At 51.8% G+C, this 18463-nt stretch carries 15 protein-coding genes, 5 tRNA genes and 1 other RNA gene; 2 read left to right on the top strand and 19 right to left on the bottom strand.

Annotated elements, in window-relative coordinates; all coding sequences use genetic code 11:
- Positions 1-227: 227 nt before the first annotated feature.
- Positions 228-818: a hypothetical protein gene (locus VGK02_10470; GenBank protein HEY3375470.1), complete on the bottom strand. Its 591-nt coding sequence runs from the start codon at positions 816-818 to the stop codon at positions 228-230.
- Between the two features lie 370 nt (positions 819-1188).
- On the opposite strand from VGK02_10470, the gene VGK02_10475 reads away from it, so the two are divergent.
- Entirely contained in the window at positions 1189-1674 is a 486-nt protein-coding gene (locus VGK02_10475) for a DUF4395 domain-containing protein (protein HEY3375471.1), read from the top strand.
- Between the two features lie 229 nt (positions 1675-1903).
- On the opposite strand, the gene VGK02_10480 is transcribed toward VGK02_10475, so the two are convergent.
- From VGK02_10480 to tadA, 11 genes are all read right to left on the bottom strand, one after another.
- On the bottom strand, positions 1904-2833 hold the full coding sequence (locus VGK02_10480) for a thiamine pyrophosphate-dependent enzyme (protein ID HEY3375472.1): 930 nt from the start codon (positions 2831-2833) through the stop codon (positions 1904-1906).
- 6 nt (positions 2834-2839) lie between these two features.
- Positions 2840-4039 carry a hypothetical protein gene (locus VGK02_10485; GenBank protein ID HEY3375473.1) on the bottom strand — a complete coding sequence of 400 codons (1200 nt, stop codon included), beginning with the start codon at positions 4037-4039 and terminating at the stop codon, positions 2840-2842.
- A complete protein-coding gene (locus VGK02_10490) occupies positions 4039-4350 on the bottom strand; it encodes a 4Fe-4S binding protein (protein HEY3375474.1) in 312 nt (103 codons plus the stop codon). Before VGK02_10490 ends, VGK02_10485 begins: the two co-directional genes overlap by 1 nt.
- A complete protein-coding gene (locus tag VGK02_10495) occupies positions 4350-4928 on the bottom strand; it encodes a 2-oxoacid:acceptor oxidoreductase family protein (GenBank protein HEY3375475.1) in 579 nt (192 codons plus the stop codon). Before VGK02_10495 ends, VGK02_10490 begins: the two co-directional genes overlap by 1 nt.
- A gap of 218 nt (positions 4929-5146) precedes the next feature.
- Complete coding sequence (gene recR, locus VGK02_10500) at positions 5147-5746, bottom strand: recombination mediator RecR (GenBank protein HEY3375476.1); 600 nt, start codon at positions 5744-5746, stop codon at positions 5147-5149.
- A 127-nt stretch (positions 5747-5873) separates the two neighbouring features.
- On the bottom strand, positions 5874-6212 hold the full coding sequence (locus VGK02_10505; GenBank protein ID HEY3375477.1) for a YbaB/EbfC family nucleoid-associated protein: 339 nt from the start codon (positions 6210-6212) through the stop codon (positions 5874-5876).
- The gene (gene dnaX, locus VGK02_10510; protein ID HEY3375478.1) at positions 6213-7967 is read right to left on the bottom strand and encodes a DNA polymerase III subunit gamma/tau; all 1755 of its coding nucleotides are present in this window, start codon (positions 7965-7967) and stop codon (positions 6213-6215) included.
- 86 nt (positions 7968-8053) lie between these two features.
- Positions 8054-8318: signal recognition particle sRNA large type (ffs, locus tag VGK02_10515), an RNA gene on the bottom strand.
- 7 nt (positions 8319-8325) lie between these two features.
- Positions 8326-8415, bottom strand: a tRNA-Ser gene (locus VGK02_10520).
- Between the two features lie 139 nt (positions 8416-8554).
- Positions 8555-8643 (bottom strand) — tRNA-Ser (locus tag VGK02_10525).
- 96 nt (positions 8644-8739) lie between these two features.
- A complete protein-coding gene (gene tadA / locus VGK02_10530; GenBank protein HEY3375479.1) occupies positions 8740-9210 on the bottom strand; it encodes a tRNA adenosine(34) deaminase TadA in 471 nt (156 codons plus the stop codon).
- A 253-nt stretch (positions 9211-9463) separates the two neighbouring features.
- Here tadA and VGK02_10535 point away from each other — a divergent pair, with 253 nt between their 5' ends.
- Positions 9464-10132: a lytic transglycosylase domain-containing protein gene (locus VGK02_10535; protein HEY3375480.1), complete on the top strand. Its 669-nt coding sequence runs from the start codon at positions 9464-9466 to the stop codon at positions 10130-10132.
- Positions 10133-10144: 12 nt separating this feature from the next.
- Here the strand turns inward: VGK02_10535 and VGK02_10540 are convergent, their stop codons facing one another.
- The 7 genes from VGK02_10540 to pheA all read right to left on the bottom strand — a co-directional run bounded on the left by VGK02_10540 (position 10145) and on the right by pheA (position 18442).
- A complete protein-coding gene (locus VGK02_10540) occupies positions 10145-13768 on the bottom strand; it encodes a diguanylate cyclase (GenBank protein ID HEY3375481.1) in 3624 nt (1207 codons plus the stop codon).
- A gap of 283 nt (positions 13769-14051) precedes the next feature.
- A tRNA-Arg gene (locus VGK02_10545) sits at positions 14052-14128 on the bottom strand.
- 35 nt (positions 14129-14163) lie between these two features.
- A tRNA-Ser gene (locus VGK02_10550) sits at positions 14164-14257 on the bottom strand.
- A 156-nt stretch (positions 14258-14413) separates the two neighbouring features.
- Positions 14414-15925: an NAD(P)/FAD-dependent oxidoreductase gene (locus tag VGK02_10555; GenBank protein ID HEY3375482.1), complete on the bottom strand. Its 1512-nt coding sequence runs from the start codon at positions 15923-15925 to the stop codon at positions 14414-14416.
- A gap of 171 nt (positions 15926-16096) precedes the next feature.
- A tRNA-Ser gene (locus VGK02_10560) sits at positions 16097-16188 on the bottom strand.
- 112 nt (positions 16189-16300) lie between these two features.
- Positions 16301-17584: a serine--tRNA ligase gene (gene serS, locus VGK02_10565; GenBank protein ID HEY3375483.1), complete on the bottom strand. Its 1284-nt coding sequence runs from the start codon at positions 17582-17584 to the stop codon at positions 16301-16303.
- Positions 17585-18442: a prephenate dehydratase gene (gene pheA / locus VGK02_10570; GenBank protein ID HEY3375484.1), complete on the bottom strand. Its 858-nt coding sequence runs from the start codon at positions 18440-18442 to the stop codon at positions 17585-17587. It lies immediately after the preceding gene.
- Positions 18443-18463: the final 21 nt, after the last annotated feature.

The raw sequence follows: 18463 nt of genomic DNA on the forward strand, positions 1-18463 counted from the left end.
TAATCATCCCCTCTTGGAGCTTTAAAGCGCAAAAACATAACTATGCTATATATATCGTGTTAAGTTGGATATTGATGAGAAGTAAATGGTTGCTAAGGCACCCAAAATGTTACGTACTGCAAGGTGTCGTAGTAGCATAAAGTTACATGGCGCAATGTGCTCCCTGGATTTTGCGCATAAAAACATCATAGTGCTGTTACGAAGTCACGTAAAGGGGCTGTTGCAAATTAATGATTTGGGTTGGATGTACCCAGCAAATCTGAAGCCAGCTTTCGCATGTAGGCAACATCCGGGCCCATCTCTTGGCCGTATTCGTGAAGCAGCGTGCCCTCATAGATAAGCTCTTGTGCTTCTTCACCAAGGATATCGCCGGGGTAATTGTCGATGAGGTATACGTTAAGCAAGAAGTATGCGTTTCGGGCCTTCCACGGCTCCAGCTCACCTTTCTCGATCTGATCGAGAAACCACAGCGTTAAACGCGCCAGCATATGGCGGGCGTCCTCTATGTCGCCCTGCTCGATTTTTAAAGCGATGGGCTCGATCACGATATAGACGTCGCGAGTCGCCTGCTTTTCGTATTCGGTAAACGGGATATCCGGCTGCATCATTACATCAATCCTAAAATTGGTAATACCACCATAGACGATTAATAATCTTGTCTGTAAATCATATACTCTAACACTTTTCGATTCAATACTCATTAGGATGGCAGTGATAAGATAAAGAATGACCTCTGACCCATACCACCAGAAACGAGGCGTTCCAAGCATGTAGAAACCAAAAGGAAGAGCTACGAGAAAAGCCAGATACATAGGCAAAGAAATTCCCAAGGATAGCGATGCTAGCGCGAGGCTTGCCGGTAAGAGAACCATTACTATATAGAGTAAAAAGTTGGCTACCAAAGGCCGTACCGTTACCGATTAAGCCCTTAAACTCCTGTAAAAAGGCATAAGTTGAAAACGAGCCATCGTTCCTCAAGAATAGGAAGTGCCCAAACCAACTAGTCAATATTAGCACTGACTTTAATGAACGATGTTCTCTCTTATCATCACCTAGCATGGTTTTTGCTAAGATTTTTAGCGTTAAGTCTAATGTAACTGCCGATTTTTACCGATATTTTGCAGCAGATAACACATTCGTGCGGATATGAGCCCAAGGACCGCTATATCTAAAAAGGGAAGTGAAAATATGTCGAGTATGTGTCCACCTTCGTTCGAAAAAGCAGATGGATCAAACGTACAGCTTAAAGCCATAAAAGGCAGCAAGAAAATTTCCGGGGCCTGCCCAACGTCGACGGAAAAAGTCAGTGAAACAGGTGTGCGGCTTATAGCCACTATGGCTGTAATCGCCCTGCTGGTTTCACTATTTGTTTTGCAGCCGTACAAAGCATATAACGTTGCTTTAATGGCGTTTATGACAGTTGATTTCGGATTACGGGGCTTCGGTTATAAAAAGTACAGCCCGCTGGCTAAGCTTTCTAGCGCCATAATCTCAGTGTTCAAGCTGGGGAGCAAGCCTATAAACGCTGGGCCGAAAATCTTTGCCGCCAAGATCGGCTTCTTCTGTTCATTAGCGACAGCAGCGTTTCTCGCGCTGAACTGGACGACTGCGGCAATTGCAGTAGCTGCAATGTTCTTATCCTGCGCGGCGCTTGAGAGCTTCTTTAACTACTGAGTTGCCTGTACTATGTATTCGGGAATACATAAGGTTAAACTTCGTGTAGTGCCGGAGAAGTCGCAGGAAACGACCGATACGAAGGAAGTTGCATAAAGTTTTACAAAATAAAAATGGCGGAATGTAAAAGTTTCGCCATTAAACTTAAGAGGATGGTTCAGTTAGAACCATCCTCTTTTAATTACTGATTTATTACCGATTCACCGGATACTTAAGATCTGCTTCTCTATTATTCAACGCCGGCGAGTTTCTTTAATTTCTCCCAGCTCTTCGTTACTTCAGACTGGAAAGTTTCGAGCAGCTGCTCGTTGCCCGGCTTAAAGAGGTGTTTGAAGCGGCCTTGCGGCTTCAAGAAATCAACAACCGGCTTTAGCTCTTTTGGCTTAAAGCTGATCTTGTACTCGCCGTCGACAATCTCGTAGAGCGGCCAGAAGCCGGTCTGCACACCGAGCTTGGCGATCTCGATCGTCATATCGTTCGGTACACGCCAGCCGCGCGGGCACGGTGCGAGCACGTTTAAGAACGCTGGGCCTTCGACTGCAAACGCCTTTTCGGCTTTGTCGACGAGATCTTTCCAGTGGCTAACGCTCGCTTGCGCCACATACGGAATGTGGTGCGCCGCCATGATCTGCGTGAGATCTTTCCTCCACTGCGGCTTGCCCTGCCCTGCTTTGCCGGCCGGCGACGTTGTTGTCGATGCGCCGAACGGGGTTGCGCCCGAGCGCTGGATACCGGTGTTCATGTAGGCACCGTTATCGTAGCAGACGTAAACCATGTCGTGGCCGCGCTCCATTGCACCGGAGAGCGACTGAAGACCGATATCGTACGTACCGCCGTCGCCGCCGAACGCGACGAATTTTATCCTTTTATCCGCCGGGATTTTCCCTTTTCTCTTAAGCACCTGGTATGCTGCTTCAACGCCCGACATAGTTGCCGCCGAGTTCTCGAACGCGTTGTGGATGAACGAGGTCTTCCATGCGGTCATCGGGAACGAGGTTGTTGAAACCTCAAGACAGCCTGTCGCTGAGCCGCACACAACCGGCCCCCGTACGCCAAGTAACACCTGGCGTACTGCAATGGAGGCACCGCAACCAGCGCATAGGCTATGTCCGCCGCTTAAGAGATCTTCTCTTTTGCTGAGCTCTTTAATCGTTGCCATGTGCCTCTACTCCTTTACTCCAAGATATTTCGCCGCTGTCGTAGGCTTGTCGCCGGCAGCGATCTTCTGCAAATCTTCAACTACTGACCCGATAAGATCCGGGCCGACCTCACGACCGCCGAGACCGTACACGTAGCCCTGAACCTCTGGCCGATTTGCGACGCCGTAGAGCGCGCTTGCAACCTCGAGACTGACCGGGCCACCGGCTGCACCAAGAGAGTCGGCGCGATCCATAACCGCAACCGCTTTAAGGTGCGAAAGCGCACCGGCGATCTCTTCTGCCGGGAACGGCCTGAAGAGCCTCGGTTTTAGTACGCCGACTTTGATGCCTTTAGCGCGCATCTCATCGACAACGTACTTCGCCGTACCGGCGGTTGAGCCGATTACGACAATGCCTATCTCGGCGTCGTCGAGCTTGTACTCCTCGAAGAGGCCGTACGTACGCCCGGTGAGCGCACCGTATTCTTTGCTTACCTCGAGCACGACGTCTTTGGCTTTCATGAGTGCGTTCCGCATCGCATAACGGTGCTCGGTATAGTACGCGGGCATAACGAACGGGCCGAACGTCATCGGGTTATCGGTATCGAGCAACGCTCGCTCGGGAATGCGCTCGCCGACGAACGCTTTTACATCAGCGTCCTCGAGCACCTCGAAACGATCGATCGCGTGGCTGATGATAAAGCCGTCGTAGAGCACCATTACCGGCAGTAAGATGTCGGCATGCTCGGCGATACGAATCGACATGATCGTGTTGTCGTATGCTTCCTGCGCATTCTCACCAAAGAGGTGAATCCAACCCATATCACGTGCACCCATCGAATCGGATTGGTCGCAGTGAATGTTGAGCGGACCGGACAGCGCGCGGTTGACGTTGTGCATGACGATCGGCAATCTCATCGCTGCCGCAATTGAAAGAAGCTCCCACATATACGCCAAGCCCTGTGAACTTGTCGCCGTCATAACGCGGGCGCCGGCAGCGGATGCGCCCATTGATGCGCTCATCGCACTGTGCTCGCTCTCCACGTTGATGTACTCGGTATCAACCGCACCGTTTGCTACGTAGCTGGCAAACTCTTCAACAATTGTCGTCTGGGGCGTAATCGGATACGCCGCAACGACATCGGGATTAATCTGTTTCATGGCGAGCGCACAGCCGCCGTTACCGGTCATCGCAACAGGTTTTTGCGTCGCTATTGTGGTAGCCATTACTCCTCGCCCCTTTCGTTTATCATAGTAATTGCGCCGACATTGCAGACTTTGGCACAGATACCGCAGCCTTTGCAATGCTCGTAATCAAAGCCGTCCCACTTCTCATCCTTTACGCGAACGGACGAATCGGGGCAGTTAATCCAGCAGAGGAGGCAGTTCGTGCACTTCTCTGCATCTTGTACCGGCCGCTCTGTTCTCCAGCCACCGGTCTTATTATCAACGGCATTTCCTGCGGTCGGAATTGTTGCGCCAAGCGGCTGCTTTTTCCATCCCCAGTTCTCAATGCCAGTCGTATCCCACTTCTTCATTATTCGCCTTTCACCTCCGCGTAGGCGCGCTTGACGGCTTTCACGTTGCCCTCGATAATCTCCTCCGAGAATTTCTTGCCAAACGATTTGCGGACATAACCCGCCACATCATCGATTGACATCGTCCCAAGGATTTTGACTAACGCACCCATCATCGGCGTATTTGGAATTGCTCTGCCGATAGTCTCTTTTGCGATTTTACTCGCATCGACTGTGTAAATCTTATGACCTGTTAAACCCATCTGCTCGCGGATCTCGGCCGGCGTCTTGTTCGTGTTAACGATTAACGCGCCATCCGCGTCCAAACCTGCGGCCACATCGACTACGCCCAAAAGGGTCGGGTCGAGAACCGTCACGATACCGGGATTAGTGATACTGCTGCGTATATAGATTGGATTCTTGCTAATTCTTGTATACGCTCGAATCGGAGCACCCATTCTCTCCGGGCCGTATTCAGGGAATGCCTGGAAATACTGCCCTTGCGACAGGGCGGTCTCTGCGAGTAGTTTCGCAGCGGTAACCGCGCCCTGGCCGCCCCGTGCGTGCCAGCGTATCTCGGTAAGTTTCTCCTCTGCCATGTAGTCACCTCCAAAATACTAAAAACATAATGCTCCCAAGTGGCCGGTAGAAGGCCAATAGAAGCATTTTACGCGTGTTACATACACCTGTAAATAAAATCACCGCGAACGGCAATATTTGACGGTAAACGGTTAATTATGCAAATCAACGGGATGCCTGAATGTATACCTAATCACCGCGATAATTTTTGCTACAATCTGCTACCAATACGAGTAAACTACATTTCTCGTCGGCCTTCAAGGGCGCGACCGAGCGTAATCTCATCGGCGTATTCAAGATCGCCGCCAACCGGCAGGCCGCTTGCTATGCGCGACACCTTAATGCCGAGCGGTTTTACGAGCTTGGCCAGATACATCGCTGTCGCCTCACCCTCGATATTGGGGTTTGTTGCGATAATGATCTCGTCCACATCCCGCTCGCCGAGACGCTTTAAAAGTTCTTTGACACGGATATCATCGGGCCCGACCCCGTCAATCGGCGAAATGGCGCCTTGCAGCACGTGGTAGAGCCCCTTAAACTCGCCGGTTTTTTCAAGGGCTACGATATCGCGCGGCTCTTCCACAACACAGATAACGTTCTGTTCACGGCTGGTGTTGCGGCAAAACTCACAGGTAACCTGGTCGGTAACGTTAAAACACTCATCGCAAAAACGGATTTTATCCTTGACCTCATCGATTGCCTTACTCAGTTTCTTCGCCTCATTCGACGAGCTTTTCAGGATATAAAATGCGAGGCGTTGTGCGGTTTTCGGTCCGATACCGGGTAATTTTGAGAGTTCTTCAATAAGGCTCGCGACCGGCCCAGCATAATAAGCCATATATAGTTCCACCTTTATGATTAATCTTGAAGTGCGGCATACCCATTATACCGTATTCTGGAAGATTATTCTTGGACAAGCGAGGGGTGGATAGACAGACTGTAGCAGCTGCGAAAGCGCGGTGCCGCTAAAACCCCGGTAGACCCATTCCGCCTAAGCCGCCGGCAAGCGGTCCGGCTACTGCCGCCATCTTCTGCTGGGCAAGCTCCTGCGATTGCCTGATTGCCTCGTTTACCGCGGCGACGATCATGTCCTGAAGTATCTCAACGTCCTCGGGGTCGACAACCGCCGGGTCGATTATAATCTCAACTACCTGCTGTTTCCCGGTAACGATCGCTTTAACAGCGCCGCCGCCGGCACTCGCTTCTACGTTAGTTTCGGCGAGCTCCTGGTCAACTTTGGCCATATCGGCCTGCATTTTTTGGACTTGTTTCATCATGTTGCCCATATTCCCCGGCATTTTCATCTATTTGTCCTCCTGGCTTTTTTCCATATTATCGATGGAAATATCCTCAACAATTTTGGCGCCAAATGTATTCTGCACTAGTTTAACATACTCGTCGACAGCCAAAGTGTGCCCTTCGGGGGCATCGGTTTCAACGACGGCAACGGTCTTGGTGCCGCCGTTTGCGAGCTCGCAGATAATCGGAACATCGATACCGCTCGCAACTTTTACCGCATCTCGCAAGAGCCGCATATTCTCGGGACTCTCGACAAACGTCTTATCGCTTTCTTTAAGCGCAAGTACCAACCGACCCTGCTCGATGCGCATGAGCTTAGCCGCTGCAAAGAAATTGTAGCGCGTTTTCTTCTTCTCTTTAATTATCTTTAGCACCTGCGGCCACGCTCGTTTCATCTCCCCTATATCCAGTGTCTCAATCGCAGGCGCTTCACCCGCGTGCGCTGCTGCGCCGCCGGTTTGCTTAGCGGTTGGTGTGCATTCCGTCTTTTTTGTCCGCACAGAAGCCGGTGCGCTGTCAGTCGCTGGCGCGTTACCCTTAACGGCTTGCGGTCCGGCAGCCTCCGGTGAAAGCTGTACGAACGCAGACGCCGTTGAGCTGGTTGCTGACGCCGGATTCTCGCCGCTTGCAAGTGTTGCTTCCAAACGCTCGATCCGGTGAAGCATCGACTCCGTCGAAACGTCATCGCTCGATCGCACCATCTTAAAGAGCGCGATTTCTAAGCTCAAACGAATATCGGCCGCCCATCTGGATTGGTTATATACCTCATTTAGGGTGTTGATAAAAAACATGAGCGAGCGCGGATCAACCGCCGCAGTCTGCGCTTTAAAGCGCTCGTAGAGTTCATCGGGTATGGCGCCGATGCGCCGGCCCGGAACGGTCTTGGTCAGGAACAAATCGCGAAGATGGCGCACGAGATCAAGCACGAACTGGCGCAGATCGGTTCCGCCCGCCACGAGCTGTTCGATTAGCACCAGACCGCCTGCTAAATCGCTGTTGACCAACATGTCGGTACACGAGATCAGCAATTGGCTGTCGGTTACACCTAAAAGCGCGGTGACATCGGCGAGGCTGATCTTTTCTTTCGAATACGATGCGAGCTGGTCGAGCACGCCAAGCGCGTCACGAAGCGCCCCCTGGGCGTGGTTGGCGATCAGCGTGATCGCATCATCGGAAATTGCAATTTGCTCCGCCTCGGCGACTGTCTTTAAGCGCTCTTCGATATCGGCTACGGAGATGCGCCTGAAATCGAACCGCTGGCAGCGCGATAATATCGTGGGAAGCACCTTATGGGTTTCGGTGGTTGCCAGCACGAAGACGACATGCTCCGGCGGCTCCTCCAGGGTCTTTAGCAGAGCGTTAAACGAGGCCGGTGAAAGCATATGAACCTCGTCGATGATATAGACCTTCTTGTTTCCTTCTGTGGCGCTATAAGGGATCCGCTCCAAAAATTCGCGGATCTCATCGACTTTGCTGTTTGACGCAGCATCGAGCTCAAGCACGTCCATCGAGGTGCCGTCGTTAATAGAGACACATGATGTGCATTTGTTACAAGGCGTAGTCGTCGGCCCTTGCTCGCAATTAATCGCTTTAGCAAGCACACGTGCCGTTGTTGTTTTGCCGGTACCGCGCGGCCCGCAAAAAAGGTATGCGTGCGCGATCCGGCCCTTTTCAATGGCATTCTTTAACGTCTGGGTGATATGGGGTTGCCCGGCGATCTCATCGAAGGTCTGTGGTCGCCATTTGCGATACAGTGACATATACGCCAAGGTAAGCCTCCGGTCGGCTCAAAGGTTGGACAAAAATACCCGCTCCGCAAGCGAATTTAAGAAAGAAAATATGACGACCGTGCACCTGCTGTTGACATCCGGCCCCAAGCGTTGCCGCGTAGTTGGCTCCAGCCAGGCTTCCCTGCGGCACACGAAATGGCCCGCTTACCGCTGCTTCCTCCCGGACCTCACGGGGTTCACGAGTTTTCGTTGCGCAGGACCCAGCTTTCAACACCACTTGCGCCACAACCGACCTTACAACCGGGTAGCCTCGAGCAGGAATTCAGCCTCGCTATAGCGGATTGCGAGAACAGGGCACCGCTGCCTCCCCACCTAGCACGGTCATCGGCGGAGAAGGAGGGATTCGAACCCTCGAGGCGGGGTTACCGCCAACGCGATTTCCAGTCGCGCGCACTAGGCCGAACTATGCGACTTCTCCGAACGCGAATTAAATTATTAAATTTACCACGCAATTTTATCATAGACAGCCTTGATTTCACATATCTTGGCAAGAGCTTGGCTGCCTTTCTGCCGCGGAAAAAAATAGAGAGACATAGTCTCCCTGTCTCTCTATTTTGCGGAGGAGGAGGGATTCGAACCCTCGAGGCCCTAAAGGGCCTAACGGTTTTCGAGACCGCCGCACTCGACCGGACTATGCGACTCCTCCAACATATAGCAGCGGGGCGATGCCACCGCCTCGCCCCGACGCGTAATAATTCTATCAGGTAATGTAGTGCAACACAATGACGCACGAACCGGTCGGTTATCCTTCCGGTTCTTCCTTTTTCCTGCGCTTTCGGAAAAAATCCTGAAGGAGTCGGACGTTTTCATCTTCGAGCACACCGCTCGTGACCTCAAGACGCCAGTTAAGACGCTCATCGTGAACTATATTGTAGAGCGAACCGGCGGCTCCTGATTTCTGATCGGATGGGCCGTACACAAGCCGCTTCATCCGGGCTTGAAAGATGGCACCGGCGCACATCGGGCATGGCTCCTTTGTCACGTAGATCGTGCAGTCGCTCAAGCGCCAGCGACCGAGTTTCTTCGAAGCCGCCTCAATCGCTAGTATCTCGGCATGAGCGGTCGCTACCTCACGCTCTTCACGTTCATTTCTAGCAACCGCTACAACCGCATCACCGCATACAACAACGGCGCCAACCGGCACCTCATCGGCTTCGGCAGCCATTTTTGCCTCATCAATGGCCATACGCATGTAGATAATGTCATCATCCATTTTGCACCCGTTTTCAACGCGCTCTGTCCTACCTTAGTATCAGCCGCATGTATTGTAGCGTTACCGCCCCTAGCGTATCACGGTCACGATTACGGTTCTACCCTTTGCAAAAGCTGTCGCAGCATCACCGGCGCCACACCCGGCTAAACCCTCGATACAAGGTAAATATGATCATAGAGCAACTGCGCGTAGCTTGACGCGAGCATGGATACAATTATTCTGCTTTGGGTAACGGTAACCGGAGGAGGATATCATGAGCAGATTACATCCATTCATTAGGTGGGTCGGCACACGGTTGGTTTTATCGGCATTTATCCTCGTGGGCGCCCAAAGTATCGCATGCGCCGATTCGGTCAGCCCGACAACCACGGACATACCCGGCCCGGAAGCCACAGACACAGTGACAGCGCCTGGAGCCATATCACCAGAAACGTCGGTATCACCAGCCGTTCCCATAGAGCCGCCCAGCGCGCCCCTACCACCTCCGATGACCGTACCGACAAAGCCGCCGGTATCGCCAGTTGCACCGTCATCGCCAAAGGTGCGCTCACTGCCGGAGCAGGCTACGCTAATCGCCAAGAAGTACAAGATTCCCCCGAAGCTATTTCTTGCGCTGGTGCGGCAAGAATCGAGATGGAACTACCGGGCGGTTTCAAAAAAAGGGGCTCTTGGGCTTACGCAGGTAATGCCGCATAATGTAAAAGCGCTTGGGTATAAGCTCTCAAGGTTCAAGACATCACCGGGCGCACAGCTCGAGGCAGGGGCCCGAATCTTAAACACCGAGTATAAGCGATTTTGTCGTTGGGATTTGGCCCTGGCGGCATATAATGCAGGATCCGGTGCCGTACGTAAATATGCGGGAATACCCCCGTATCGGGAAACCATAACGTATGTGCGCAGAATCATAGGTGCGGCGAGCTAGCCGTTCTCTACGCTAGGCGCAAAGACGGTTGTCATCCAAGAGAATTCGCTCGATCTGGCTGGCGGGTACCGGTTTGCTAAACAAGAAACCCTGCATCTCATGGCAGTGCAGCGACCGCAAGAACTCAAGCTGTTCGTGCGTCTCGACGCCTTCTGCGACCGCGCCAAGGTTGAGACTGCGCGCCATGGCCACAATCGCCGTAACAATCGCGGCGTCGTTATCACTGGTTTCAAGCGTACGGATAAACGACCGGTCGATTTTTAGTTTTCTGACCGGGAATTGTTTAAGGTAGCTTAGGGATGAGTAGCCGGTCCCGAAATCATCTATTGAGACGTGAATACCCATCTGGTCAAAGCATTTCAGAATCGCGATTGCTCGATCTGCATCACGCATAACAATGCTCTCTGTGATCTCGAGTTCGAGATATCTTGGGTCGAGGCCTGTATCGGCAAGTACCTGTTCGACCGTTTCCACGAGATCCTTCAGCTCAAATTGTTTTACTGAAAGATTTACCGATACCTTAATATCCGCATGGCCTTTATCCTGCCACTGCTTTAACTGTCCACATGCCTCGCGAAGTACCCACTCCCCGATCGGTACGATAAGACCGGTCTCCTCGGCTGCCGGAATAAAATCCATCGGCGGCACAAGACCTAATTCTGGATGATGCCACCGCAGTAGCGCTTCCATACCGAACATCTTACCGCTCATGATGTTGACCTGCGGTTGGTAGTAAAGGATGAACTCCTGATTCTCAAGGGCTTTGCGCAAGCTATTCTCAATCATAAACTGCTTGCAAGCCGATTCGTTCATCGATGATGCGTAGAAATGGTAGTTGTTTTTACCTTGCTCTTTCGCCCGGTGAAGGGCAGTATCGGCATTGCGTAACAGCGATTGTGCATCAGTGCCATCAAGCGGGTACAAGCTTATTCCGGCGCTTGCCGCAGTATATATCTCATGGCCATCTATCTCAAATGGCTGCTCGATCACCCCTAGCACATTTTGTGCTATTTTAGCTACACCTTCGGCATGCGCCACATCAGATAACAATAGAACATATTCATCGCCGCTGACGCGTGCAACGGTATCGCCCTCATGGATATATCCCGTGAGACGCTCGGCTATGTTTCTCAGAAGCTCATCGCCTGTGCTATATCCGAGCGTATCGTTTATAGTTTTTAGATTATCGACATCAAGACAAACTATCGCCAGCATGCCGCCGTCTCGCCTGCAATGCGCAATTGATAATTCGAGATGATCATTTAGAAGCATTCGGTTTGGCAAACCGGTTAATGCGTCATAATAGGCCATGAAGCTGAGCATTTCTTCTGCTTGCTTGCGATCGGATATATCTCGGACGATGCTTGCTATGACCGGTTTACCATTCCACTCCAGAGATCGAGCACTGACTTCAACCGGCATTACTGTTCCGTTTTTCCTTACATGCCCCGTTTCGAACACGTTGCCGCCGCTGGCATAAAGTTCATCCAGGTGCTGCTTCTTTTCGCCCTCTTCTGCCCGCGGCAAATTATCTAGGTGCTCTAGCGGCAAATTAAGAAGCTCTTCCTCCGTATACCCTCGTGTTGTGTACGCCGCTTCATTGACATAAAGCATATTACCATCAAGATCGTGGACGATTACGGAATCTGTCGCCGTATCAAGAAGCTTAGACTTAAATTTAAGCTCTTCCTGCGCTTTTTTGCGTGCCGAGATATCCCTAACCGACGCTAAGATATGCCTACGGTTGCCAATTGAGAACGGTCCGGCGTGAATTTCGACAGGTACCGTCTTACCGTCTTTTGTTCGATGTGTCGCCTCGACCCTCATCCATTCGGTCTCGATTACCTTGCGCCACGAACCCCACCTTGAAGCGCTTGGGCCTTTATGCTCTAAATCCTGAATACCAAGAGCGAGAAGTTCGTCGATTGTGCAACCATACATATCAGCGGCCTTCTGGTTCGCCGCAGCAATACGCCCACGCGAATCATCATGCGCCTCCAGGATAAATATTGCGTCGCCCGTCTTATCACATAAAAGTTTGTAGCTTGCATCAAGATCAAGTATAGCGCATGCTGCTAGATTATCTCGCATGCAGCCGGTATGCAGCACACCGTCGGCGCTTAAGCGTGTTCCACCGCTTGTGCCGGCAAGATCGGCATATGACTCGATCCGATTCCTGCCGCGGTGTTTTGCGCTATAAAGAGCAATATCCGCATATCTAATGAGATCTTCACTGGTTAAGCAATCAGCCGGGTACGAAGCGATACCAAGCGAGATCGTTAGCGCCCCGAGAGGCTGAAGCTCCTTACCATGAATATCCGCATTGTAAACGCGATCACGCAAACGCTCGGCTATTACACGTGCGCCCTCATTGCCGGTCGAGGGGAGGATCACGCATATCTCCTCGCCGCCGTAGCGATATACCATATCGGCCTCGCGAATAGCATCGCGTATAATGTCCGAGAGCCCACAAAGTAGGTGATCGCCCGCCTGGTGCCCGTTCCGGTCATTATAGTATTTGAAATGGTCGACATCGAGCATTATGAAGGACAGCGCGTCACCATAGCGGCGTGCCCGTGCAAGCTCTGCAGCAAGGTCACTGTATAGCTTACGACCGTTGAAGAGTTTTGTAAGCGGGTCGATCAGGGTTAATCGCTCGGTGTCCTCATGCAGGCGGCTTACCGCCCGGCCGATCCAAAGCCATCCGATTATAGCGATAAGTAATAACGGTATAAAAATTATTGCTTGGTGCGTGAGCTCCACAGCAGCGCGATCATGAACAACATTCTCGTCTACTCCGACCCGGGCGTACCATGGTGCTTTGGCTCCTGAGGCAAAGCCGACTATCCAGTCGATTCCGCCAAGCTGAGCGACTTTTCCAACACCCTCACGCTCGCGCACCATCTGTGCAAGGTTGACTTGCTTTGCCATGTTCTTGCCGATCCATTTTTGTGGGTCTTGGCTCCTTGCTAGAATGGTCCCGTTTTCGTCCAGAACTCCGATTACAAGTTTATTTGGCTTTGCTACCTGCATAATCTGGTCTTGCAACCTTGTAAGGTCAAACCCGGCCGCCACGAAACCGATTTTTTTGCCGGCATAATTAAATACCGGATAGGTAATATGAACAATCGGCCTTGTTTTATTGCTGCCAATGCTTTCAAAAACCGTACAACCAATCGAGATGCCGTTTCCTGCAATGCCCCGCTTATAGTACATCAGGTTGCGAACATTTTTTGGCTGCGGGCTGCTAGAATTGGCTGCGCCGAGTGTTGCAATTGCCTTGACGTCACCGTTAAGGCCGACAAACTGAATCACTGTAAAGCCGGGATGCCGGCCAATAATATTATTAAGTAAGTTAGTTACTTCCGGGAAGTTTTGCGTGCGCACTTCTTTGCTTTGAGCAATTGGTAATAATATGTCGCCTGTTGCCGTAACATAACCGTCAACCTCGTGAGCCAGGTTTTTCGCGATCTGTAAGTTCTGATCTTTCGCTTCCTGTTCAAATTTTTGGTGGATATCATAAGCCTTAAATATAAAAAATGCCACGAACGGTAAGACCGTTACCAGCAATAGTACGATTAATCTGATTCTTAATGAGAATAAATGCTTAGCCTTATCGCTCTGATTAACAGACACGCTCCCAGCTCCTTCCAACTGCATCTTTGTTACCTATCGGCATATGGTTGGATGCCTATGAGCACGTAATTTTAAATATCTTGTCAAAGAAAACGACGGTCTGCGTATTAAGCGCGTCATCTCAGTGAACTATGAATTGTGCGGAAGCTAATTAGAGGGCTAAACCATATAGTAATTATTATTGAAGTATGATTTGGCGGTACTTCTATCAACGCATTTGCGGTTTATGCTATGCGAGAGAAGATAAAAATAGAGGGCTGAAAGCCCTCTATTTGAAATCCTTTGGCGTGCCCGGAGGGATTCGAACCCCCGACCTCTTGATTCGTAGTCAAGCACTCTATCCGGCTGAGCTACGGGCACAGCTGTTCTGTTTTCACGCGAGGGTCGCCTCGCGCTGGCGGAGAGAGAGGGATTCGAACCCTCGAGGGAGTTTATAACCCCCTACTCGCTTAGCAGGCGAGCGCCTTCGACCGACTCGGCCATCTCTCCAATCAGGAAATTCCTGATGATTGACAGATAAATACTATACATGAGACTTTGAGTTTTGTCCACCCGCCATCGCGGCCACATCACTGCTCCCACGAGACGCAAATAAGCGTGCTACGTGCTCATCTTCCTGAGCCGTGCGATGCATTGCCCTGCGGCTTACGGCTTGGTTGTAGCGAACCGTTTTTTATCGTTGCGGCAGAGCACTTGTATAAGATTACGCCCGGTCATCAACCCGACCGGAACACCACCCGGGATCGACACCCATTGGCCTACCATGTAGAAGCTCGCGAGGCCGGGCAGCTTGTTGGGTATGCCCTTGCCCCAGGCGATTTTGTTGGCCTCGGGTGAATCAAACCAGCTCATAAACGAGCCTTTCCAGGTGCCGGTGTAGCGCGTATACGTAACCGGCGTCACTACGTCAACGGTCTCAATCTGCTCAGTGATCCCGGGGTAGCGTGCTTCGATTTCCCCGATAATCGCCTTAGCGATCGCTTCTTTAGCGGCTTGATACTTTTCATCACCGGCTGCTTTAAGCTTATCCCAGGAATCGTAATCGCACGGAATAATCGCGGTGATTACCGATTTTCCCGTCGGAGCCATAGTTGGGTCGGAGCAAAAATGGCGCATCATAAGATAGTCGCGGCGGGTTGCACCGACGACCAGCGGCTCGCGCAATGGGAAGACTTGGGAGTGCGGCTCGTTTGAGAGATCGCGTGCAATACCAAGTGAAATCTGCACTGCCGATTGGTATGGCGTGAGCGTTTTATAGAGGGATTGAATTTCGTCGCCCACGTACTTGCCGTCGAGCATGTCGAAGATCGTCGCCCGGCCGTCGGCGGCCGACACGACGATATCGGCCCGGTGCTCGGTGCCGTCGGCAAGACGCACACCGACCGCACGATCATCCTCAACGAGAATTTTTTCGACAGGAGATTTGTACTGCACATTACCGCCAAGGTCGAGATATCGCTGCTCAATCGCTTTGGAAAATTCAAGCGAACCCCCTACCGGATACCCTCCGGTTTTCAAGTTAAACGTTACCAAAGTCATTACCAGACCGCTCGCCGCCTCGTCTGCCACGCTGAAGAAGTTCAAGAACGCTTCGCGAACAAACTCGTTGGTAAAACGCTGTGCAAATTGTTCGAGCGTAATGCCGGTGTATTTATTGAACGCCCGGATATACGGAACACCGTCCGGCAACATCTTAATCATATCGAAGAGCCCCATCAACTCTCGCGGTTTGCCCATTGGCGGTACGTGCTTCGACATGGTTCGCACATCGCGGGCAAGCTCTTCGATAACGGCGCTATCCTCCGGCGCCAGCTCTTTGAGGTGCTGCTCGAATTTGTCGATGTCGCTGTAGACGTACATGACGTTGCCGTCGCGTCCTTCAAACCGGATAAAGTACTCGCTGTCGATGATGGTGCGGTTTTGCAACGCGCCGAGTTCGAGCCACCAATCGTAAAAATCCATTCCCGGACCGGAGCCGGTGAGCCAGTGAATACAACCGTCAAACGTGTAGCCGTTGCGTTTCCATGCCGTACAGAGACCACCCGGTTTGTTGTGCATCTCGAAAATCTGCGATTGGTAGCCGTTCATCTGCGCGTAACAACCCGTGCACAACCCCCCAATACCTGCACCGATGATAATTATTGATTTGTCCGACATAGCGACTCCTTACTTATGAGGCCCTCTACGATATATGTTGTGGTTGATACTCTGTAACATTGTCTATTCATTAGCGTAGCATAATCCCATGCTTATTCGATATGAATTTGAGGCAACGTAACAAGTGGAAAAAATAAAGCTCCCTTGCTAGAATCGGGGGCTTTATTAATATGGCGGAGAGAGAGGGATTCGAACCCCCGAGGGACTTACGCCCCTAACGGTTTTCAAGACCGCCGCATTCAACCGGACTCTGCCATCTCTCCATGTAGCGGCATGAAGCGCCGTATTTTTCAAACGGTAGTGTACCACATTTTGTCGTGGTTGAAAAACATATACCAACTGCGCCGGCACAAGTTTTCTTTCAGCCGCTCGTTTTTAGAACTTTTGCGCTCGGATGTGCTCGGCACCGCCCATATACGGTTTAAGTGCTTCCGGGATGAGAACAGTGCCGTCTTCTTGCTGGTAGTTCTCAAGCACCGCGGCAACGGTTCGCCCGATGGCAAGCCCGGAGCCGTTCAGCGTATGCACGAACTGCGGCTTTGCTTTAGGGTTCTCACGGAACCGGATGTTGGCACGGCGCGCTTGAAAGTCGGTAAAATTCGAGCATGACGAGATTTCCTTGTAACCGCCAAAGCCCGGCAGCCAGACTTCCAGGTCATACGTCTTGGCCGCTGAGAACCCTAAATCGCCGGTGGACAGCGCCACGACGCGGTACGGAATGTCGAGTGCTTGCAGGATCGCCTCGGCGTTATTCGTTAGTTTTTCCAGTTCATCGAATGATGTGTCGGGATGAACGAACTTTACCATCTCGACTTTATTGAACTGGTGCTGCCGGATAATACCGCGCGTGTCTCTACCGGCGGCGCCCGCTTCGCTTCTGAAGCACGGCGTGTAGGCGCAGTAGTGGCGCGGCAGATCGTCGCCCGAGAGCACCTCATCGCGGTGGATGTTGGTGACCGGAACCTCGGCGGTCGGAATCAAATACAGGTTATCGTCTTGAATTTTAAACAGGTCTTCCGCGAATTTCGGCAGCTGACCCGTGCCGATAAGGCTTGCGTCGTTGACCAGAATCGGCGGAAACACCTCGGTGTAACCATGTTTTTGCGTATGCATGTCGAGCATGAGGTTAAGAAGCGCCCGCTCCAGCCGTGCGCCCAAATCCCAGTAGACGACAAAGCGCGTGCGCGTAATTTTTGCCGCGCGCTCGAAATCTAAAATACCGAGGTCGATACCCAAATCCCAGTGCGGCTTTGGCGTGAAGCGAAAATTTTGTTTCTCGCCCCAGGTGCGCACCACTACATTGGCGCATTCATCCACACCGACGGGAACGCTCGCATCGGGAACGTTGGGAATATCGAACATGAGTTTCTTAAGCTTGTCCTCGAGTTCGGCAAGGCGGTCGTCGAGTTCTTTTATGCTGTCGCCAAGCTCGCGCATGGCTGTGATCTTTTCTTCGGCCGGTTGACCGGCTTTTTTCAATGTGGCGATCTCGCCGGTTACTACGTTTCGCAGGTTCTTAAGCCGCTCCACCTCAACGATAAAGCGGCGGCGCTCTTCATCGAGCGTGCGGAAACGGGTAAGGTCTAGATTCGAGTTGCGGTTCTTCAGCGCTTGTTGTACGGTATCTAAATTATCGCGGACCCATCTCATGTCTAACATTTATTCAGCCACCCCATTTGCCATTGGATACGATCCTAAAACCTTTACTTCCCGCACTTTGCAACCCAAGCACTTAAGCGCCGGCTTAATAACATCGTCTTCGATATGCCCGGCGAAGTCGATGAAGAAACAGTATTCGCCGAGCGCCTTTTTTGTCGGCCTCGACTGAATTTTTGTCAGGTTGATATACCGGTAAGAGAATTCCTGCAGGATAAGAAGCAGGCTGCCCGGCCGGTCTTCGTAGATAAAACAGACGATTGATGTTTTATCTTTGCCGGTGCGCTCTGCCGGCTCTTTGCCGACGAGAACAAAACGCGTCTGGTTGTCTTCAAAATCCTGAATGCCGATGTCGAGCACGGTAAGCCCGTAGATCTGGGCGGCGAGCCGCGGGCCGATTGCGGCTTTGGTGCCGCCATCTTCGGCGACGAGCTTTGCCGCACCGGCATTACTGCCTGCAAGCTCGATTGTCGCATGCGGTAAATTCTTTGAGAGATAATTGCGGCACTGCGCAATCGATTGCGGATGCGACACCACGGTTGTGATATCGGAGAGTGTAGCCCCCGGTTGCGTCATCAAGCTATGGTTGATCGGCAGGATAACTTCCTTTTCTATAACCAGATCGATGGCCTCGAACGCGAGCACGTCGAGTGTTGCCGTAACCGAGCCCTCGATCGAGTTTTCAAAGGGCACGATGCCCTTCTCGACCTCACCGCGCTCAATTGCGCGAATTACGTCGGCTTCAGTCGGGTATGGGACGATATCATCATCGCTAACCAGCATAAGTTTTAAAAGGGCTTCCTGCGTATAGGTGCCCCGCGGCCCCAGAAAGCCGATTTTCTTGCCCACTGTATTGCGCAAAAGCGCACATCCTTTCTTTAT

This window comes from Candidatus Aquicultor sp. (assembly GCA_036504445.1).
GTDB lineage: Bacteria > Actinomycetota > Aquicultoria > Aquicultorales > Aquicultoraceae > DASXVE01.

What these genes read in the sequence shown, in the direction of transcription:
- VGK02_10475 (HEY3375471.1), top strand. Translation starts at nt 1,189, where the DNA reads ATGTCGAGTATGTGTCCACCTTCGTTCGAAAAAGCAGATGGATCAAAC.
- VGK02_10480 (HEY3375472.1), bottom strand. Translation starts at nt 2,833, where the DNA reads ATGGCAACGATTAAAGAGCTCAGCAAAAGAGAAGATCTCTTAAGCGGC.
- VGK02_10485 (HEY3375473.1), bottom strand. Translation starts at nt 4,039, where the DNA reads ATGGCTACCACAATAGCGACGCAAAAACCTGTTGCGATGACCGGTAAC.
- VGK02_10490 (HEY3375474.1), bottom strand. Translation starts at nt 4,350, where the DNA reads ATGAAGAAGTGGGATACGACTGGCATTGAGAACTGGGGATGGAAAAAG.
- VGK02_10495 (HEY3375475.1), bottom strand. Translation starts at nt 4,928, where the DNA reads ATGGCAGAGGAGAAACTTACCGAGATACGCTGGCACGCACGGGGCGGC.
- recR (HEY3375476.1), bottom strand. Translation starts at nt 5,746, where the DNA reads ATGGCTTATTATGCTGGGCCGGTCGCGAGCCTTATTGAAGAACTCTCA.
- VGK02_10505 (HEY3375477.1), bottom strand. Translation starts at nt 6,212, where the DNA reads ATGAAAATGCCGGGGAATATGGGCAACATGATGAAACAAGTCCAAAAA.
- dnaX (HEY3375478.1), bottom strand. Translation starts at nt 7,967, where the DNA reads ATGTCACTGTATCGCAAATGGCGACCACAGACCTTCGATGAGATCGCC.
- tadA (HEY3375479.1), bottom strand. Translation starts at nt 9,210, where the DNA reads ATGGATGATGACATTATCTACATGCGTATGGCCATTGATGAGGCAAAA.
- VGK02_10535 (HEY3375480.1), top strand. Translation starts at nt 9,464, where the DNA reads ATGAGCAGATTACATCCATTCATTAGGTGGGTCGGCACACGGTTGGTT.
- VGK02_10555 (HEY3375482.1), bottom strand. Translation starts at nt 15,925, where the DNA reads ATGTCGGACAAATCAATAATTATCATCGGTGCAGGTATTGGGGGGTTG.
- serS (HEY3375483.1), bottom strand. Translation starts at nt 17,584, where the DNA reads ATGTTAGACATGAGATGGGTCCGCGATAATTTAGATACCGTACAACAA.